At 71.8% G+C, this 18276-nt stretch carries 18 protein-coding genes and 1 rRNA gene; 15 read left to right on the forward strand and 4 right to left on the reverse strand.

The window, feature by feature from the left end:
* The 10 genes from rrf to ACIBNE_RS40110 all read left to right on the forward strand — a co-directional run.
* Positions 1-82, forward strand: a 5S ribosomal RNA gene (gene rrf / locus ACIBNE_RS40065); the annotation flags it as partial.
* Positions 83-145: 63 nt separating this feature from the next.
* Complete coding sequence (locus ACIBNE_RS40070; RefSeq protein WP_399280842.1) at positions 146-970, forward strand: hypothetical protein; 825 nt, start codon at positions 146-148, stop codon at positions 968-970.
* A gap of 9 nt (positions 971-979) precedes the next feature.
* Complete coding sequence (locus tag ACIBNE_RS40075; protein ID WP_399280844.1) at positions 980-1624, forward strand: HAD family hydrolase; 645 nt, start codon at positions 980-982, stop codon at positions 1622-1624.
* 41 nt (positions 1625-1665) lie between these two features.
* Positions 1666-2910, forward strand: a complete 1245-nt coding sequence (locus ACIBNE_RS40080) for an MFS transporter (RefSeq protein ID WP_399280845.1) — start codon at positions 1666-1668, stop codon at positions 2908-2910.
* Positions 2861-4033 carry an acetoin utilization protein AcuC gene (locus ACIBNE_RS40085; RefSeq protein WP_399280847.1) on the forward strand — a complete coding sequence of 391 codons (1173 nt, stop codon included), beginning with the start codon at positions 2861-2863 and terminating at the stop codon, positions 4031-4033. The genes ACIBNE_RS40080 and ACIBNE_RS40085 overlap by 50 nt, the downstream gene beginning before the upstream one ends.
* 87 nt (positions 4034-4120) lie before the next feature.
* Complete coding sequence (locus ACIBNE_RS40090; protein WP_399280849.1) at positions 4121-4936, forward strand: phosphatase; 816 nt, start codon at positions 4121-4123, stop codon at positions 4934-4936.
* 128 nt (positions 4937-5064) lie between these two features.
* Positions 5065-5277, forward strand: coding sequence for a helix-turn-helix domain-containing protein (locus ACIBNE_RS40095; protein ID WP_399280851.1), 213 nt, complete (start codon positions 5065-5067; stop codon positions 5275-5277).
* 144 nt (positions 5278-5421) lie between these two features.
* Positions 5422-5520 (forward strand): 30S ribosomal protein bS22, encoded by a 99-nt coding sequence (locus ACIBNE_RS40100; protein WP_003948845.1) that lies wholly within the window; start codon positions 5422-5424, stop codon positions 5518-5520.
* A 178-nt stretch (positions 5521-5698) separates the two neighbouring features.
* A complete protein-coding gene (locus ACIBNE_RS40105) occupies positions 5699-6751 on the forward strand; it encodes an NAD-dependent epimerase/dehydratase family protein (protein ID WP_399280853.1) in 1053 nt (350 codons plus the stop codon).
* A 2-nt stretch (positions 6752-6753) separates the two neighbouring features.
* Complete coding sequence (locus ACIBNE_RS40110; RefSeq protein WP_399280855.1) at positions 6754-7887, forward strand: lysophospholipid acyltransferase family protein; 1134 nt, start codon at positions 6754-6756, stop codon at positions 7885-7887.
* 92 nt (positions 7888-7979) lie between these two features.
* Here ACIBNE_RS40110 and ACIBNE_RS40115 read toward each other — a convergent pair whose 3' ends face one another.
* From ACIBNE_RS40115 to ACIBNE_RS40125, 3 genes are all read right to left on the reverse strand, one after another.
* A complete protein-coding gene (locus ACIBNE_RS40115) occupies positions 7980-9188 on the reverse strand; it encodes a DUF5667 domain-containing protein (protein ID WP_399280857.1) in 1209 nt (402 codons plus the stop codon).
* A gap of 254 nt (positions 9189-9442) precedes the next feature.
* Complete coding sequence (locus ACIBNE_RS40120) at positions 9443-10237, reverse strand: ECF subfamily RNA polymerase sigma factor, BldN family (RefSeq protein ID WP_399280858.1); 795 nt, start codon at positions 10235-10237, stop codon at positions 9443-9445.
* 351 nt (positions 10238-10588) lie between these two features.
* Entirely contained in the window at positions 10589-11524 is a 936-nt protein-coding gene (locus tag ACIBNE_RS40125; protein WP_399280860.1) for an HAD family hydrolase, read from the reverse strand.
* 113 nt (positions 11525-11637) lie between these two features.
* Here ACIBNE_RS40125 and ACIBNE_RS40130 point away from each other — a divergent pair, with 113 nt between their 5' ends.
* The 5 genes from ACIBNE_RS40130 (at position 11638) to ACIBNE_RS40150 (ending at position 17229) form a co-directional block, all read left to right on the forward strand.
* Positions 11638-11934, forward strand: a complete 297-nt coding sequence (locus ACIBNE_RS40130; protein WP_399280862.1) for a glutaredoxin family protein — start codon at positions 11638-11640, stop codon at positions 11932-11934.
* A gap of 282 nt (positions 11935-12216) precedes the next feature.
* Positions 12217-12978: a redox-sensing transcriptional repressor Rex gene (locus ACIBNE_RS40135; protein WP_399280864.1), complete on the forward strand. Its 762-nt coding sequence runs from the start codon at positions 12217-12219 to the stop codon at positions 12976-12978.
* The gene (locus tag ACIBNE_RS40140) at positions 12975-14582 is read left to right on the forward strand and encodes a glutamyl-tRNA reductase (protein ID WP_399280865.1); all 1608 of its coding nucleotides are present in this window, start codon (positions 12975-12977) and stop codon (positions 14580-14582) included. Before ACIBNE_RS40135 ends, ACIBNE_RS40140 begins: the two co-directional genes overlap by 4 nt.
* Entirely contained in the window at positions 14579-15556 is a 978-nt protein-coding gene (hemC, locus tag ACIBNE_RS40145; protein ID WP_399280867.1) for a hydroxymethylbilane synthase, read from the forward strand. Before ACIBNE_RS40140 ends, hemC begins: the two co-directional genes overlap by 4 nt.
* Positions 15553-17229 (forward strand): uroporphyrinogen-III synthase, encoded by a 1677-nt coding sequence (locus ACIBNE_RS40150; RefSeq protein ID WP_399280869.1) that lies wholly within the window; start codon positions 15553-15555, stop codon positions 17227-17229. Before hemC ends, ACIBNE_RS40150 begins: the two co-directional genes overlap by 4 nt.
* Positions 17230-17586: 357 nt before the next feature.
* Here ACIBNE_RS40150 and ACIBNE_RS40155 read toward each other — a convergent pair whose 3' ends face one another.
* On the reverse strand, positions 17587-18099 hold the full coding sequence (locus ACIBNE_RS40155; protein ID WP_399280871.1) for a hypothetical protein: 513 nt from the start codon (positions 18097-18099) through the stop codon (positions 17587-17589).
* Positions 18100-18276 lie beyond the last annotated feature (177 nt).

Below are 18276 nucleotides of genomic sequence, written 5' to 3' on the forward strand. Positions count from 1 at the left end.
CATTCCGAACCCGGAAGCTAAGCCTTTCAGCGCCGATGGTACTGCAGGGGGGACCCTGTGGGAGAGTAGGACGCCGCCGAACAATCATTGTGGGAAAGCCCCGCACCTTATGGTGCGGGGCTTTTCTGCGTTTTAGGGTGCTGCCATGTGCATATCCGTGGCGCCCGCCGCCTTCTCCGGCACCACCCTCTACGTCGGGCGGCAGACCCACCCCGAGCACGGGCTCATCCACGTCCTTGGGTACCAGAACACCGCCGTGAACCTCTCCCGCGGGCCCAACGCCATGCTGCTGCACCTGCCCGGCGTCGGGATGACGCCGCGGAACTTCGTTCCCGTGGGGCACGACGCTGACGTTCTGGTGCGGATGGTCGAAGCCGTGCGGCCCGCTCCCGAGGACGGGCCCGTCCCCATGGACTGGATGGAGTGCGCAGAGCCGGAGGCACACGTCGTGCACGTCTTCGAGCACGACGTGTACACCGTGCTGCTCGCCGCCGATCCGACGTGCGTCCCGGACGCGCTCGCACAGGTGCCGGCGCACAAGAGGCCCGTACTGGAGCCCGAGCTCTTCGAGTTCTACGCCGAGCGGTACTCGCAGCACACCATCGCCGTCTGCTGCTTCGACAACGCCCAGGCGCAGGAGGCCAAGCCGCTGCTGATGTGGTTCGAGCCGCTGGACGACGGCGAGTTGGTGGCGCCCGCGCTCGACTGCCACAGCGGGGCCGCACCCGATCTCGGCGCCCGGGTCGACGTCGACCACTGGGTGGTCTTCGGGACCGACGAGTGCGGTGAGGAGTGGGGCGAGCCCGTCACGTACCGGAGCGGGATGCGGCGTCGGCTGCGGCGGTTGCTGCCCGACAGGGTGATGGGGGCCCGCTTCGACGGGGCGCTGCCCAACGGGGACTTCGCGCTGTCGCACGAGGCGCTGCTCGCGGGAGACTTGGGGCGCGTGCGGCGCGTGGGGCCAGCCTAGGGTGGGCGCATGCGCTATGACCTCGTCATTTTCGACAACGACGGTGTGCTCGTCGACAGCGAGCCCGTCGCCAACACCATCCTCGCCGGGTACCTGACCGAGCTGGGGCACCCCACCACGTACGAGGACTCCCTCCGCGACTACATGGGGGCCGCCGTGCACCGCGTGCACGACCTGATCATGGAGCGGACCGGGCAGCGGCTGCCGGAGGACTTCGACGCGACGCTGCACGCGCGGACCTTCGCGGCCTTCGAGCGGGAACTGCGGCCCGTCGACGGGGTCGAGGACGTGCTGGGCAAGCTGGTCGCCGACGGGGTGCCGTACTGCCTCGCGTCCTCCGGGAGCCACGAGCGGATCCGCGTCGGGCACCGTGCGGCCGGGCTCACGCGGTGGTTCGACGACGAGCGGATCTTCAGCGCGGAGGACGTGGGCAAGGGGAAGCCCGCGCCGGACCTCTTCCTGCACGCCGCCGGGCGGATGGGCGTGGCGCCCGCGCGGTGCGTGGTCGTCGAGGACAGCCGGCTGGGGGTCGCCGCTGCCGTGGCCGCCGGCATGGACGTGTACGGGTTCACCGCCATGACCGAGGAGGAGAGGCTGGCCGGGGCCAATGGATTCTTCTCGGACATGGGGGAGTTGATCGAACTGATGCGGTGATCGACCTACCGGCCGGTATGGCCGAGGTCTAGTGTGCCGCCATGACGGATGCGCGGCTCAGGCACGGCCGGGTCTCACTGGCGTTCTCCTTTCTGGCGCAGGGCGTTGCCTTCGCCCTGCTCGTGACCCGGATTCCGGCCATTCAGGACCGGTACGGGATATCCGACGGGCTGCTGCCCGTGTTCCTGGCCGCCGTGCCGGTCCTCGCGGGGGCCGCGAGCGTCGCCACCGAGCGGATCGTGCGGCGCCGGCCGCCCAGCGTCGTACTGCGCTGGTCGCAGCCCCTCGTCCTGCTCTCCCTGGTGGGCGTGGGGGCCGGGAACGAGCTGTGGCACGTGGCCGTCGCGCTGGGGCTGTTCGGGGTGGCGGTGGGGGCGCTCGACGCGTCCATGAACATGCTGGGCGTGAGCCTCCAGCAGGCGTACGGGCGGAGCATCATGCTCGGGTTCCACGCCACGTACAGCCTCGGCGGGATCGCCGGGGCCTCGCTCGCCTGGGCGGGCGCGCACTGGGACCTGTCGCTGCTGGTGTCCTATCTGCCGGTCGTCGCCGTGCTGTTGCCCGCCGCGCTGCTCGCGAGCCGGTGGTACGCGGACGGGGACAGCGCCGGGGAGAGGGGCGGGAAGGCCGTGGAGAAGGGGGTGGAGGCGGGCGGGGAGGCTTCCGGGGCGGTGGCCTCGCGGGTGCTGCTGCCGCTCTGTCTCGTGATGGCCTTCGCGTACATCGGGGACTCTACGGTCGCCAACTGGAGCGCCAAGTACCTGGAGGACGTGCTCGGTTCGTCCGAGGAGCTGGCGACCTTCCCGTACAACGCCTACATGGTCACCACGCTGCTCGGGCGGGCCGTCGGGGACCTCGGGGTGCGGCGGTTCGGGGCCGTTGCCGCGGTGCGCTGCGGGGCCGTGCTCGGCGGGCTGGGGTTCGGGGTCGTGGCGGTGGCGCCGGGGGCCTGGACGGGGATCGTGGGGTTCGTGCTGCTGGGGCTCGGGCTGTGCGTGATCGTGCCGCAGACGTTCGCGGCGGCGGGGCGGCTGTTCCCCGGGGGCAGCGACGCGGCGGTGGCGCGGCTGAACGTCTTCAACTACGTCGGGTTCCTGGTCGGGGCGCCGCTCGTGGGCGGGCTCGGGGAGGCGTGGAGCTACCGGGGCGCGATGGTGGTGCCGATGGTCATGGTGCTGGTGACGCTGGTGTACGCCCGGTCGTTCGGCGGGGACGGGGCCCGATACGGTGGCGGGCATGAGCGGGCGCGGGTGGTTGATGTGGGACGAGGCGCTGACGACGTATGACTTCGGGGCCAGTCATCCGATGGATCCGGTGCGGCTGGCGCTGACCATGGGGCTGGTGCGGGCGTACGGGCTCGATCGCGCGGTGGACGTGGTGGCCGCGAAGGCCGCCGGGGACTCGACGCTGCGGCTGGTGCACCGCGAGGACTACGTGGCGGCCGTGCGGGCGGCTTCGGCGGATCCGAGGGCGGCGGACCAGGGTTACGGGCTCGGGACGGTCGACGATCCGGCGTTCCCGGGGATGCACGAGGCGTCCGCGCTGATCGCCGGACAGTCCGTCGCCGCAGCTGAGGCGGTGTGGCGGGGGGACACGCAGCACGCCGTGAACTTCGCGGGCGGGCTGCACCACGCGATGCCGGGGGCGGCGGCCGGGTTCTGCGTCTACAACGACGCGTCGCTCGCCGTCGCGCGGCTCCTGGAGCTCGGCGCGGAGCGGGTGGCGTACGTGGACGTGGACGTGCACCACGGGGACGGGGTGCAGGCGACGTTCTGGGAGGACCCCAGGGTTTTGACCGTGTCCCTCCATGAACATCCGAGGACTCTCTTTCCCGGGACGGGGTGGCCCGAGGAGACGGGGGCGGCGTCGGCGGAGGGTTCGGCGGTGAACATCGCGCTGCCCGCGGGGACCGGGGACTCGGGGTGGCTGCGGGCGTTCCACGCGGTGGTGCCTGAGCTGTTGGCGGACTTCCGGCCGCAGGTGCTGGTGACGCAGCACGGGGCCGACACGCACTTCGAGGATCCGCTGGCGCACCTCGCGGTGTCGCTGGACGCGCAGCGGGCCGTGCAGGCGTCGTGCCACGAGTTGGCGCACGAGTACGTGGACGGGGGGCGGTGGGTGGCGCTGGGCGGGGGCGGTTACGCCGTGGTGGACGTGGTGCCCCGGTCGTGGACGCACCTGGTGGGGATCGCGGGACATCGGCCGGTCGACCCGGAGTCGGTGATTCCGGCTTCTTGGCGGGACGAGGTGTACGCGCGTACGCGGCAGTTGGCGCCCGCGCGGATGACGGACGGGCGGACGCCTGCGTGGCGGGAGTGGGAGGCGGGGTACGACCCTGCGGACCGGGTGGACCAGGCGGTGCTGGCCACCAGGCGGGCGGCGTTTCCCTTGCGGGGGCTCCTGGCTTAGGGGCGTTGGGTAGCTCGGTTACGCCAAGTGTGGGGTGTGTTTCGGGTTTTGGCCCCCTTCCGGGGGCGGTGCGGCAGCATCAGGGGGGTGTTGAGCACCGGAGCGCTGCGTGCGCATCTGTTGGCCGCCCGGCTCGCCGGGCCCGTCGCCACCTCGCGGGAGGAGAGCCTGCGGAGCTATCGGCTCTTCGCGGCGCGCGATCCCCGCGTGACGCTTGGGCTGGACCCCGAGTGGGGATGGGGCGAGCGGGACCTCATCGAGTTGATGGCCGACAAGTGCGGGGTCTCGGGCGACCCGGAGCACCGTACGGGGCCCGACGTGATCGACCCCGAGCGGACCCTCGCCGCGCTCGACGCCTTCGCGGCGCGGCTCGCGGACGCGGCCCGGCGGCGGGCGCCCGTTCTGTTCGGAACGGGACATCCGCACCGTTTGCTCGGGTTCTACGCAGCCCTCGCGGACGCGTTGTCGGCGGCGGGATGCCCCGTCCTCACCCCGGCGTATGGCCGCTGTGTCGACATAACGACCCGGTTCGGGGTACGTACGTACAACCTTGACTACGTACGGGGAGTCGCGCTGGTGCGGGAACCCGGCGCGCGGGGACCGGGTTGTGAGACCGGCGCGCACACCCACTCACCCCTCCCGATTCGGGTCGCCCTGGAGGGTGCCGCGGGGGCCGGAGGGCCCCTTCCCGAGCTCGTCGTGGGGGACCACGGATGGGTCTGCGGGGCAGGTCAGCTGGGCATTGAGGCCATCGGCCTGGCGGATACGGACGACCCCGCGCTGTTCGTCGGGGAGGCCGAGGGGCGGGTGTCCGTCGCCGTTCCGCTTGATGACGCTGTGCGGTCTGATTACTACCGACCGCTTACTCGCTATGTACTCAATCGAGCGTGTCTGTCACAGTAGGCGGCCGATGGCAGCTCCTCTTCCCCACTCGTACCACCCGCCCCTAGTCTGGGGAGTGAGCGCACAGCGACGAAGAGTCACCGGAGGGGAAGCCGGTGTGCGTCGGGTGCGGAAGGTACAGGTGGGTCATGGCAGCTGCGAGCGATCGGCCTCTCAACGAGGTCAAGTTTCTTACCGTGGCGGAGGTAGCCTCGGTGATGCGAGTGTCGAAGATGACCGTGTACCGCTTGGTGCACAGCGGTCATCTGCCGGCGATCAGGGTGGGCAGGTCCTTCCGGGTCCCGGAACAAGCGGTCCACGAGTACCTCCGCGAGTCCTTCGTGGGGGTCGAGACCGCGTAGCAGGAGTCCGTTCCGTCCCTCGGATTACGTCCCTCACTCGGCGACGGGTAGGCTAGGCCGACGTAGGTCGTGTGGGCCCAGACGCCCCGCACCGAGATCCCCCGCTGATAGCGGGGGTGTTCCGAGAAGTGAGCGAGGGTAGTCGTGGGCTCTGTTATCAAGAAGCGGCGTAAGCGGATGGCCAAGAAGAAGCACCGCAAGCTGCTCAAGCGCACCCGCGTTCAGCGTCGCAACAAGAAGTAAGCGCGACAGCTGAGCGTGACACCGCAGCCCTCCCACCGGATTCCGGCGGGAGGGCTGCGGTGCGTTTCGGCTCTCTTGTGCCGTGCGGTCATCACATCGCAACACGCAGCCGCTACGGTGACGCCTGGGGGAGTCCCAGGCGAACGGACAGGGAAACCGACAGGGGAAGGCGCAGATCTTGGGCAGGATCGTGCTCGTCACCGGAGTGGCCCGACAGCTCGGAGGCCGGTTCGTACGGCGCGTCCAGCGCGATCCCGAGGTGGACCGGGTCATCGCGGTCGACGCGGTCGCGCCCGAGCACCACCTGGGCGGCGCCGACTTCGTCCAGGCGGACATCCGCCAGCCCGCGATCGCCCGGGTCCTCGCGGAGCACGCCGTCGACACGGTGGTGCACCTGGACGTGACCGGGACGCCGCTGGGCACCGGCGGGCGGGCCGCGGTCAAGGAGACCAACGTCATCGGCACGATGCAGCTGCTCGGCGCGTGCCAGAAGTCGCCGACCGTGCGGCGGCTCGTGGTGAAGTCCAGTACGAGCGTGTACGGCTCCGCGCCGCGCGACCCCGCCGTCTTCCACGAGACGACCCCGCCGAAATCCCTGCCCAGCGGTGGCTTCGCGAAGGACGCCGTCGAGGTCGAGGGGTACGTACGGGGCTTCGCGCGCCGCCGCCCCGACGTCGCGGTGTGCGTGCTGCGCTTCGCGAACATCCTGGGGCCCTGCGCGGACTCGCCGCTCGCCGACTACTTCTCGCTGCCCGTGCTGCCGACGGTGTTCGGCTACGACCCGAGGCTCCAGTTCGTCCACGAGGACGACGTGGTGGACGTGCTGGGACTGGCCTCGCGCGAACCGCGCAGGGGGAGCCCGAACAGCGGTACGTTCAACGTGGCGGGCGACGGCGTGCTGCTGCTCTCGCAGTGTGCGCGGCGGCTGGGCAGGCCGACGCTGCCGATGCTGCTGCCCGCGGTGACCTGGGTCGGCGCGACGCTGCGCACGGTGGGCATGACGGACTTCTCGCCGGAGCAGATGAGGCTGCTCACCCACGGCAGGGTGGTCAGCACGGCGCAGATGAACGAGACGCTGGGGTTCGCCCCCAAGTACACGACCGCGGAGACCTTCGCGGACTTCGCGCGCAGCCGGGGCGAGGGGCTGCTGCCGCCGGAGCGGATGGGCCGGGCAGTGGACCGGCTCGGCGGTCTCGCGGGGTTGGCCGGGCTCGTGAGAGGAGCGCACTGAGGATGGCGGACGCCAAGGTCATTCCGTTCGACGACGACCGTTCGCGCGGCGCTGGACAGCGCGGGGCGGGCCAGCGCGGCGCCGGGCGCGGCGGTGCGCAGCGCGGCTCGGGCCAGCGGGCGGCCGGTCGGCGCAGGGGCGCGGGGCGGCGCGGACAGGGCGCGGACGAGGCCGGTGTGACGGCTGTGACGGCCGCGTCGGGTGCGGCCGGTTCATCGGGTGCGGCCGGTGCGGCCGGGCATCCGGAGGCGTCGGCGGGCGCACCGCCGGAGGAGGCCCCCCGGGAGGAGGGCGGTGGCGGCTGGGAGCGGCGGATCGCGGGCGGCCTGTCGTTCCTGCGGCGCCGGATCACCGGCGATTACGAGGTCGACGAGTTCGGTTACGACAAGGAGCTGACCGACCAGGTCCTGATGTCGCTGCTGCGGCCGGTGTACGAGAAGTACTTCCGGGTCGAGGTGAAGGGCATCGAGAACGTCCCGGCGGAGGGCGGTGCGCTGGTCGTCGCCAACCATTCGGGGACGCTGCCGCTGGACGGGCTGATGCTCCAGGTCGCGGTGCACGACAACCACCCGGCGGAGCGGCACCTGCGGCTGCTCGCGGCCGACCTGGTGTTCATGCTGCCGGTGGTCAACGAGCTGGCGCGGAAGGCCGGGCACACGCTGGCGTGCGCGGAGGACGCGCAGCGGCTCCTGGAGCGCGGTGAGGTCGTCGGGGTGATGCCGGAGGGCTTCAAGGGCATAGGGAAGCCGTTCGGGGAGCGGTACAAGCTCCAGCGGTTCGGGCGGGGCGGGTTCGTCTCGACGGCGCTGCGGGCCGGGGTGCCGATCGTGCCGTGCTCGATCGTGGGCGCGGAGGAGATCTACCCGATGATCGGGAACGCGAAGACGCTGGCGAGGGTGCTGGGCTTCCCGTACTTCCCGATCACGCCGACGTTCCCGCTGCTGGGGCCGCTGGGCGCGGTGCCGCTGCCGACGAAGTGGACGATCCAGTTCGGGGAGCCGATCGCGACGGACGGGTACCCGCCGGAGGCCGCCGAGGACCCGATGCTGATGTTCAACCTGACGGACCAGGTGCGCGAGCAGATCCAGCACACGCTGTACAAGCTGCTGGTGCAGCGCCGCTCGGTGTTCTTCTAGTACTCGGCCGGTACTCGGCGTTCTTCCCGTACGGGTACGGAAAGGGGCGCCGCTCTCCGAGGAGAGCGGCGCCCCTTTCCGGTGCGCTGCGGCTACCTGTCCTCCGTGCTGATGCCCAGGTCCGGGAGGATCTCCGGGAGCAGCGGGGGGATCGTGACGTCCGGGGCCGGCGCGGGGGTGTTCTTCGCGCTGGGGCTCGGCGCGGTCGGTTCCGAGGACGGAGTGTCGTCCAGGAGGCCGCCGGTGTTGCCGCCGAGGAGGCCGTCTTCGGCGCTCTTGCCGGAGCGTGAGCCGGAGCCGGAGGGCTGGGGCTCGGTGGTGCTGGGGTGCTGCTGCCGCTCCGCCGGGGACTTCGGGGGTGCGGGGGTGCCGCGGTGCTTGCCGTCCGAGGTGCCCGTCGAGTCGGACGTGGAGTCCGTCCGCTCGGATTTCGGGGTGCTGGGCAGGAGCTGGCGCAGCGGCTCGACCTCTTCGTCTATGGCGTCGAAGACCGAGGTCACGTCGGAGCTGACGTCGGCGAGCTGGACCGGGAGCCGGTCGCGGATGCCCGCCCAGGTGTCGCGGTGGGACTTGGAGAACGAGGAGAGGCTCTGGATGGGGCCCATCGAGCCGTCCCGTTCGTACGCCTCGCGGAGCAGCCGGTGGCCTTCGGCGGCGTCGTGCTTCATGCCGTTGAGGGCCCGGCGGACCTCGCCCAGGGATTCGTGGTCCATGTGCCCCGATTTGGCGCGCTCCATGAGGCGGCGGGCCTCGCTGAGGCGGGTGGAGGCCTGGTCGAGGTAGAGCTCGCCACGGTCGGTGTTGCCGTCCGTGAGGCCCAGCCTCAGGTCTTCCATGCCGCGTTTCAGCCCGTAGAGCGAGTCACCGGGGAGGGCGTCGGAGCTGGCGGCGGCCACGCCGCCGAACGCTCCGGCGGCCACGCCGACGGTGAGTCCTCCCGCCGCGAGCCCCTTGGACCAGCGGGAGCGTGGGCGCAGCTTGCGGAGGCGGTGTGCGCCCCGGCGTGTCCTCTGCTCGGGCACCGTAGGGCCCCCGGCTCCGCCCGCGGCGAACATGGCCTCCATGGCGGCGACGAGCTGGGCTCGCTGCACCACTTTGACCTCGGGGTCCATCTCGGGTCTCGGCAGCTCACCGAGGCCGTTCGCCAGGGCCAGCAGCCTCCCGCTCTCGGTGGATCCGGCCGGTTCGGCCGGGTCCTCGGGCTGCGTGGCCGCCGTGGCTGGGAGATCAGAGACTGTCTGATCCTCCAGGGCCTGGGCGAAGGCGTTCGCCCGCCGGTGTGCCGAAACATTCGCGATCACTGGCGGCACCTCCTCTCGTCATGACGGTCGACTCCCCGGCGGGTCCGGAAGGTTGCACGCCTTGAGCACAACCACACGATCGAGTGAGCGAATGGGATCTCCCCTGCTCTTTGAGAGCTCGGGGAAGGACATGGCGTGACCACAGGGAGCCTGCATCCCGCACAACGAGCGGCGCGGCACTTGGGTTACGCACGACAGATGATCGGACGAGCGCGGGACGGGAGCGGTGGGGCGCCCGGGGGCGCGGACGGGCGTCAGCGGGCGTCTTCGGGAAGCAGCCGGGCCAGGGTGCGGACGGCCCGGTACTGGAGGGTCTTGATCGCGCCCTCGTTCTTGCCCATGACCCGGGCGGTCTCCGCGACGGAGAGGCCCTGCAGGAAGCGCAGGGTCACGCACTCCTGCTGCTGGGGGTTGAGCTTGCGGACCGCTTCGAGCAGTGCCGCGTTGGAGAGGGACTCCAGGACGGAGTCCTCGGGCGAGCGCTCCACCTCGTTGGCGTCGAGCATTTCGCCCGTGGTCACTTCGAGGCGGAACCTGCTCGACTTGAAGTGGTCGGCGACCAGGTTGCGCGCGATCGTGACCAGCCAGGCGCCGAAGTCGCGCCCCTGCCAGGTGAACGTCGAGATGCGGCGCAGGGCGCGCAGGAACGTCTCGCTGGTCAGGTCCTCCGCCGTCGCCTTGCCGCCGACGCGGTAGTAGATGTAGCGGTAGACCGTGTCGCTGTACTGGTCGTACAGCCGGCCGAAGGCGTCGGCCTCGCCGGCCTGGGCGCGTTCGACCAGGTCCATCATGCGGGCGCTGTCGCTGTCGGCGCTGGGACGGCGGGCGGTGGACGTGCCGCCGGCGGCACGTCCTGTGCCCCGTCTGGCGACCGTGGCTCCTCCGTCGGCCAGGGCGTAGAGGGGTGCGGCCGGGCCGCTTGTGGCTAGGCGGGGCGAGGCGAAGGCGGGGACGGCGTACGCGGTGGGGACGAAGCCGCGCAGGTGGTCGGCGACCGTTGCGCGCAGCGTAGCCAGGCCCGAGGCGTCAACCCCGACGTGTGGGTACACGGGACTCCCAGAGGCAGAGCTTCCATCACGTGCAGTGCGGGACCGTTCACTCGTCGTGTCGACGTGTGGGTTCCGGTATGCGTCTGAGGAGAATAACGCTTCGTGCAGGGAGCGCTACACCCAGTTGCTCAAATCATCGATTCCGTCGCTTCTGTTACAGCTAGAGGGCGGATCAAGTAGCACTTCGTGACCGGTTGTTGATCGGATTGCTTCACGATCTGTCTGCGTGCGCGATCTGTTGTGGCCGAGTGCGGGCAACGGGACTGGCGGCGGCCGGGGGCGGGTACGACTCCGGGATTGGGCGAGAGGGTGCAGGTGACGCGCTCGGGTGGACCCCGGGGGCGGTCACGCTCAGCGGCGGCGCCGGTGCACCGCGACCGCCGCCGCGGTGCCGCCGAGCACCGCGCCGACCCCGGCCGCCGCCGGGATGCCGACCTTCGCGGCCTTGCGGCCCGTGCGGTAGTCGCGCAGCCGCCACTCGCGGGCGCGGGCGTGCTTGCGGAGCTTGGCGTCCGGGTTGATCGCGTAGGGGTGGCCGACCAGCGAGAGCATCGGGATGTCGTTGTGGCTGTCGCTGTAGGCGGCGCAGCGGTCCAGGTCCAGGCCCTCGGCCGCGGCGAGGGCGCGTACGGCCTCCGCCTTCGCCGGGCCGTGCAGCGGTTCGCCGACGAGCTTGCCGGTGTAGACGCCGTCGACGGACTCGGCGACGGTGCCCAGCGCGCCGGTCAGGCCGAGCCGCCTGGCGATGATCGTCGCCGTCTCCACGGGGGCGGCGGTGACGAGCCACACCTTCTGGCCCGCGTCGAGGTGGGCCTGGGCGAGCGCGCGGGTGCCGGGCCAGATGCGGTCGGCCATGTACTCGTCGTAGATCTCCTCGCCGATGCTCATCAGCTCGGAGACGCGGTGGCCCTTGACGATGGACAGGGCGCTCTCGCGGGCGTCCTGCATGTGGTCGGGGTCCTCGACGCCGGCCAGCCGGAACCACGTCTGCTGCCAGGCGAAGCGGACCAGCTCGTCGCGCTCGAAGAACTTCCGCTTGTACAGGCCCCGGCCGAAGTGGAAGAGGGCCGCGCCCTGCATCACGGTGTTGTCGAGGTCGAAGAAGGCCGCGGCGCGGTCGTCGCCGACGACGGGGAATTCCGGTTCCGCCGGTGGTTCGCCCGGCGGTTCGGCCGGTGCGAGTTCCTGTGACGCCTTGCGCGCTGCCTCGGCTGCGGCCTCGCCCGCCAGCACGCTGCGTGCTGTCGCGGAGCGCCTACGGGGGGTGAGCCATCCAAGAGCGGCCATGTCGTGAGCATAGCCAGTCCGTTGCACACGTTCCGACCGGTGGGGATGCGTTGGCGTGAACACTGGGCGGCGGGCCTGTTAAACGGGCAATTCGGTCAAGGGAGAATGACGGGATGAGTCCTCTGTTTCGGCGTGGCGGCGGCAGTAACAAGAAGAACGACGGTGAGGGAGGTGTGCGGATGGTCACGCTCGTGGGCAAGCCCGGGTGCCATCTGTGCGACGACGCGCGGGGCGTCGTGGCGTCGGTCTGCGGGCCGCTGGGGGTGGCGTGGGAGGAGAAGAGCATCGAGGACGACGCGGAGTTGCACCGGGAGTACTGGGAGCAGATCCCCGTCGTGCTGATCGACGGGGAGCAGCACACCTTCTGGCGCGTGGATTCCGACCGGCTCCGCCGCGCGCTCGGAGGCTGAGGGCGTCTGACCGAAAGACGGTTACCATCATGGGCGTTTTGTGTGTTCTCGGGGGCGTAGTCGTTAGGAGTGTGTACGGTTTTGCCCCCTTCAATGCTCCAACGGACCGATGACGCCCCCGGTTCCAAGATCGACGCAATCGGTTGCGTGACCCCGGTCACTTTGACTGGACAAAGCGGACACCATCTTTGTGCACGCGTTCACAAAGACATAGCCTGCATCCGACGGGGCGGTCTTGGGACACACGGCCGCCTACAGCCCCGCTCATCCCGCAGGAGCACCGTGGCAACTGGCCGAAATCACCGACCGGCGACCCGTAGCCGAGGAATTCCCGAGGCCACCGTCGCCCGCCTTCCGCTGTATCTGCGCGCCCTGACCGCGCTCTCCGAGCGCTCCGTACCCACGGTCTCGTCGGAAGAGCTGGCCGCCGCCGCGGGGGTCAACTCCGCGAAGCTGCGCAAGGACTTCTCGTACCTGGGCTCCTACGGGACCCGGGGCGTCGGCTACGACGTCGAGTACCTCGTCTACCAGATCTCCCGCGAGCTCGGCCTCACCCAGGACTGGCCCGTCGTCATCGTCGGCATCGGAAACCTCGGCGCCGCCCTGGCCAACTACGGCGGGTTCGCCTCCCGGGGCTTCCGCGTCGCCGCGCTGATCGACGCGGACCCGGCCATGGCGGGCAAGCCCGTCGCCGGCATCCCCGTCCAGCACTCCGACGAGCTGGAGCGGATCATCAGCGACAACGGGGTGTCCATCGGCGTCATCGCCACCCCCGCCGGAGCCGCGCAGCCCGTCTGCGACCGGCTCGTCGCCGCCGGGGTCACCTCCATCCTGAACTTCGCGCCCACCGTGCTGACCGTGCCCGACGGCGTCGACGTGCGGAAGGTCGACCTGTCGATCGAGCTCCAGATCCTCGCCTTCCACGAGCAGCGCAAGGCGGGAGAGGACTCCGCCGCCCCCGCAGTGGACGCCCCCGCCGTGCCCCCCGCCGCCCGGCGCAAGGGCCCCGACGGCGGCGAGATGCCCGCGGTGATGCCCGTATGAGCCTCCTCGTCGTCGGCCTCAGCCACCGCAGCGCGCCCGTGAGCCTCCTGGAGCGGGCCTCCCTCTCCGCCGACGCCCGCGCCCGGCTGCTGCACGACACCCTCGCCGCGGAGCCCGCGACCGAGGCCGCCGCCCTCTCCACCTGCAACCGCATCGAGCTCTACGCCGACGTGGACAAGTTCCACGCGGGCGTCGCCGAGCTGTCCACGATGCTCGCCCTGCACAGCGGCGTCCCGCTCGAAGAGCTGACCCCGCACCTCTACGTCCACTACGAGGACCGGGCCGTCCACCACCTCTTCTCGGTGGCCTGCGGCCTGGACTCGATGGTCGTCGGCGAGGGCCAGATCCTCGGCCAGATCAAGGACGCCCTCGCGGTCGCCCAGGAGCTGCACACCGCGGGCCGACTCATCAACGACCTCTTCCAGCAGGCGCTGCGCGTCGGCAAGCGCGCCCACAGCGAGACCGGGATCGACCGGGCCGGGCAGTCCCTGGTCACCTTCGGCCTGGAACAGCTCGCGGGCGACGACAGCGTCGACGACTGGGTCAAGGGCAAGCGCGCCCTGGTCATCGGCGCGGGCTCGATGTCCTCGCTCGCCGCCGCCACCCTCGCGCGCTCCGGCGCCGGACGGATCGTCGTCGCCAACCGCACCTTCGGCCGCGCCGAGCGCCTCGCCGAGATCCTGCGCGAGCAGCACGGCACCGACGCGCACGCCGTCGAGATGGACGCCGTCGCTTCGGAACTGACACGTGCCGACATCGCGGTCTCCTGCACCGGCGCCACCGGCCTCGTCCTCACCGGCGAAGCCGTCGCCACCGCGCTCGGCACCGTCCTGCCCGACCCCGAGCCCGAGCCGCAGCCCGAGCCCGCCACCGGACCCGTCCCCGACGAGAGCGCCGCCATCGCCGCGCTCGCCCGTCTGGACCGCGTCCCGCTCTCCGGCGGCCCCGCGGTCCCCCTCGACGACGACTGCCCCGTCGGCCTGGGCGACCCGCCCGCCGTCGACGCGGGCTCCCTGGAACTCCACGGCAGCTGGGCCGACAACGCGGACCTCATGGCCCCGCGCGCCGCCCGCCGCCCGCGCCCCACCTGGCCCGTGCGCCTCGGACTCCTCGACCTCGCCATGCCCCGCGACGTCGACGCCGCCGCGCACCGCGTTCACGGCGCCCACCTCGTCGACATCGAGTCGCTGGCCGCCGCGTCCGCCGACGCGCCCATGGCCGCCGACGTCGACAAGGTCCGCGGCATCGTCTCCGACGAGGTCGCCGCCTTCGGCGCCGCCCAGCGCGCCGCCCACATCACCCCGACCGTGGTCGCCCTGCGCGCCATGGCCGCCGACGTGGTCGCCAGCGAGGTCGCCCGCCTCGAAGGACGGCTGCCGGGACTGGACGACAAGCAGCGCGCCGAGGTCACCCAGACCGTGCGCCGCGTCGTCGACAAACTGCTGCACGCCCCCACCGTGCGGGTCAAGCAGCTCGCCAGCGAGCCCGGCGGCGCCGGGTACGCGGACGCGCTGCGCACCCTTTTCGACCTCGACCCGGAGACGGTCGCCGCCGTCTCCCGGGCCGACATGACCGAAGACGTCAAGAACCGAGGCCGCGTATGACCACCGAGAAGGCATTGAGACTGGGGACCAGGCGCAGCAGGCTCGCCATGGCCCAGTCCGGGCACGTGGCGGACGCCGTCCGGGAACTGACCGGCCGCCCCGTCGAGCTCGTCGAGATCACCACGTACGGCGACACGTCCCGGGAGAACCTGGCGCAGATCGGCGGCACCGGCGTCTTCGTCACCGCCCTGCGCGACGCGCTGCTGCGCGGCGAGGTCGACTTCGCCGTGCACTCCCTCAAGGACCTGCCCACCGCGCAGCCCGCCGAGCTGGCGCTGGCCGCCGTGCCCGAGCGCGAGGACCCGCGCGACGTGCTGATCTCGCGCGCCGGGCTCTCCTTCGCGACGCTCCCCGCGGGCGCCCGGATCGGGACCGGCTCGCCGCGCAGGATGGCCCAGCTCAACGCGTACGCCAGGCTGCACGGCCTCGACATAGAGACCGTCGCGATCCGCGGCAACATCGACACCCGTGTCGGTTACGTGCGCAAGGGGGAGCTTGACGCGGTCGTGCTGGCCGCCGCCGGGCTCAACCGCATCGGCCGCGAGGCCGCCCTGACCGATTCCCTCTCGGCCGAGCACCTGCCGGTCGACGTGATTCTGCCCGCTCCCGGCCAGGGGGCACTGGCGATCGAGTGCACGGCGGCCAACGCCGACCTCGCCGCAACGCTCGCGGAACTGGACGACCCGTACACCCGGGCCGCCGTCACCGCCGAGCGGTCCCTGCTCGCCGCCCTGGAGGCCGGCTGCTCCGCCCCTGTGGGCGCGCTGGCCGACCTGCTGGCCGACGGGCAGGTTGTTCATGAGATGCGCCTGCGGGGCGTGGTCGGCACGACCGACGGCTCCCAGCTGGTGCAGTTGTCCACCACCGGTCCCGTACCCACGTCGCACGACGACGCGGAGGCGCTCGGGCGCGAACTCGCGTCCGAACTGCTCGCCAAGGGTGCGGCCGGTCTTATGGGGGAGCGAGCACGATGAGCCCCACCACCTCGAAGAACTCCACTGGCCCCGCTGCTTTCGGGCAAGGGCAGGTCACCTTCCTGGGCGCGGGCCCCGGAGATCCGGGACTGCTCACCCTGCGCGCCGTGGAGGCGCTCGCGGGTGCGGACGTCCTGATCGCCGAGCCCGATGTGCTGGAGGTCGTCCGGGTGCACGCCCGTGCGGGCGTCAGCACGCCTGAACTGGCGGTGGTTGACGAGGCGTCAACGGCCGCCGGAGTCCCGGTCCTCAGGGACGCGGCCAATCTTGTCATGGAGGCCGCGCGCGGCGGCAGGCGGGTCGTCCGTGCCGTCTCCGGCGACCCCGGGCTCGACGGGAACGCCGGGGACGAGATGCTGCGGTGCGCGGCGGAGGGCATTCCCTTCGAGGTCGTGCCCGGTGTCGCGGCCGCGGTCGGCGTGCCCGCGTACGCCGGGGTGCCGCTGCGCGACGGGAGCGGGGCCGACGTGCGCTTCGTCGACGCCCGCACCGCCGACGAGCGGTGCTGGGGCGAGGTCGGGGCGAGCGACGCGACGGCCGTCGTGTCGACGACCCTCGACACGGTGGCCGCCGCGGCGGCCGAGCTGGTGTCCTGCGGGCGCAAGCCCGAGACGCCGCTGACCGTGACGGTCGCCGGGACCACGACCCGGCAGCGGACGTGGACCGCGACGCTCGGGACGATCGCGGCGGTGCTGAAGCAGGCGAAGGTGCTGCCCTCGCCCGACGGGCACCAGCCGGTGATAGCCGTCGTCGGCGAGCGGAGCGCGGGCGGTGCAGCCGAGCGGCGCGAGCAGCTCTCGTGGTTCGAGTCGAAGCCGCTCTTCGGGTGGCGGGTCCTCGTTCCGCGTACGAAGGAGCAGGCGGCGTCCCTGTCCGACCAGCTCCGGTCGTACGGCGCCGTGCCGCACGAGGTGCCGACGATCGCCGTCGAGCCGCCCCGGACCCCGCAGCAGATGGAGCGGGCCGTGAAGGGGCTCGTCACCGGGCGCTACGAGTGGATCGCCTTCACCTCGGTGAACGCGGTCAAGGCCGTGCGGGAGAAGTTCGAGGAGTACGGGCTCGACGCGCGCGCCTTCGCCGGGATCAAGGTCGCGGCGGTGGGCGAGCAGACGGCCGCGGCGCTCGTCGACTTCGGCGTGAAGCCCGATCTGGTGCCGAGCGGTGAGCAGTCGGCGGCGGGGCTGCTGGAGGACTGGCCGCCCTACGACCCCGTCTTCGACCCGATCGACCGGGTGTTCCTGCCGCGGGCGGACATCGCCACGGAGACGCTGGTCGCCGGGCTGATCGAGCTCGGGTGGGAGGTCGACGACGTCACGGCCTACCGGACCGTGCGCGCGTCGCCGCCGCCGGCGGAGACGCGTGAGGCGATCAAGGGGGGCGGGTTCGACGCGGTGCTCTTCACGTCGTCGTCGACCGTACGGAACCTCGTCGGGATCGCGGGCAAGCCGCACAACGTGACCGTGATCGCGTGCATCGGGCCCGCGACGGCCAAGACCGCGGAGGAGCACGGGCTGCGGGTGGACGTGCTGTCGCCCGAGCCGTCCGTGCACAAGCTCGCCGAGGCGCTCGCGGAGTTCGGGGCGGCGCGCAGGGCCGCGGCGCTGGAGGCGGGCGAGCACGTGGCGCGGCCGAGCGAGCGGCGGCCGGGGTCGCGGCGGCGCCGGACGACGTAGCGGTTCGCATGGGAAGGGGCGGCGCCCCGGGGAAACCCGGGGCGCCGCCCCTTTTTCGGCGTGTGGGCTGTGCGTGCGGGTTGCGCTGGCGGGTTCTCACCTGCGGGCCGGTGGGGGCTGGTCGCGCAGTTCCCCGCGCCCCTGGGTGGATGGGGTGACCCGGTCATGGGTTGGTTGCCCGGGGGGTCGGGGGCGCTCCAGGGTGCACTCCTCGGATCACGAGCCGTGGCCGTTTCCAGTCCTGGATAGCCCGGGTCTTGGCTCGTGCTCCTGCGGGGAGCACCCTTCCGACCCCCACCCCGGGGAGCCCCTGCGGTCCCGGAGGACACGGCCCTCGCGGAGGGGCGACGGACCTGGTTACGAGGCCCGGCGGCTCACCTCGGTGATCCTGCATTTGATCGGGTCCGATGTCTGCGTGAAGCCGTTCGCCGACTCGTTCGCCACCTGGGCCGGTGCCAGGTGGTTCGTCGCTGCGAAGCCCTCCGCGACGCGCTCGCCCTTGGCGTCCACGAACTCCACGTTGATCCAGTAGTCGGACGCCTTCGAGCTGTGGTTCGTGATGCGCAGCTTCGCCTCCGGCCAGGAGGTGGTGCTGTCGACGACGCAGCCGGTGACCTCCACGTCCGCGCGCGGGCCCGACTCGGCTGAGGACGTCTTCTCCTGGGCCGGGGGCGGGCTCGGGGACTTCTTCGGTGGGCTCACGTCGTTGTCCGTGCTGCCCGTCAGCGCTCCCGCTACGGCGATCAGCACGATGAACGCCGCCACGCCGAGGAGTACGTAGAGCAGGGTGCGGCGCTTCTTCCGGGGCGGTGGCGGGCCCTGCGGGGGCTGGCCCCACCCCTGGTCGCCGTACGGCTGTGGCTGGGTCATGGCGACCCCCGGATGTGGCAAGAGCTGGAACTCTCAGCATCTCTCCGCTCCCGCACCCGCGCATTCGGTGGGGGTGGCACCAGGGGGGTGGTGGGGGTGGCTCCTCCTTGGGGGCGGGGGGCTGTCGGATGGGGGTGGGGGCTTTTCGGTGCTGGGATGAGGGGGCTGGTGGAGAGC

Source organism: Streptomyces sp. NPDC050504 (assembly GCF_044458065.1).
Classification (GTDB): Bacteria; Actinomycetota; Actinomycetes; order Streptomycetales; family Streptomycetaceae; genus Streptomyces.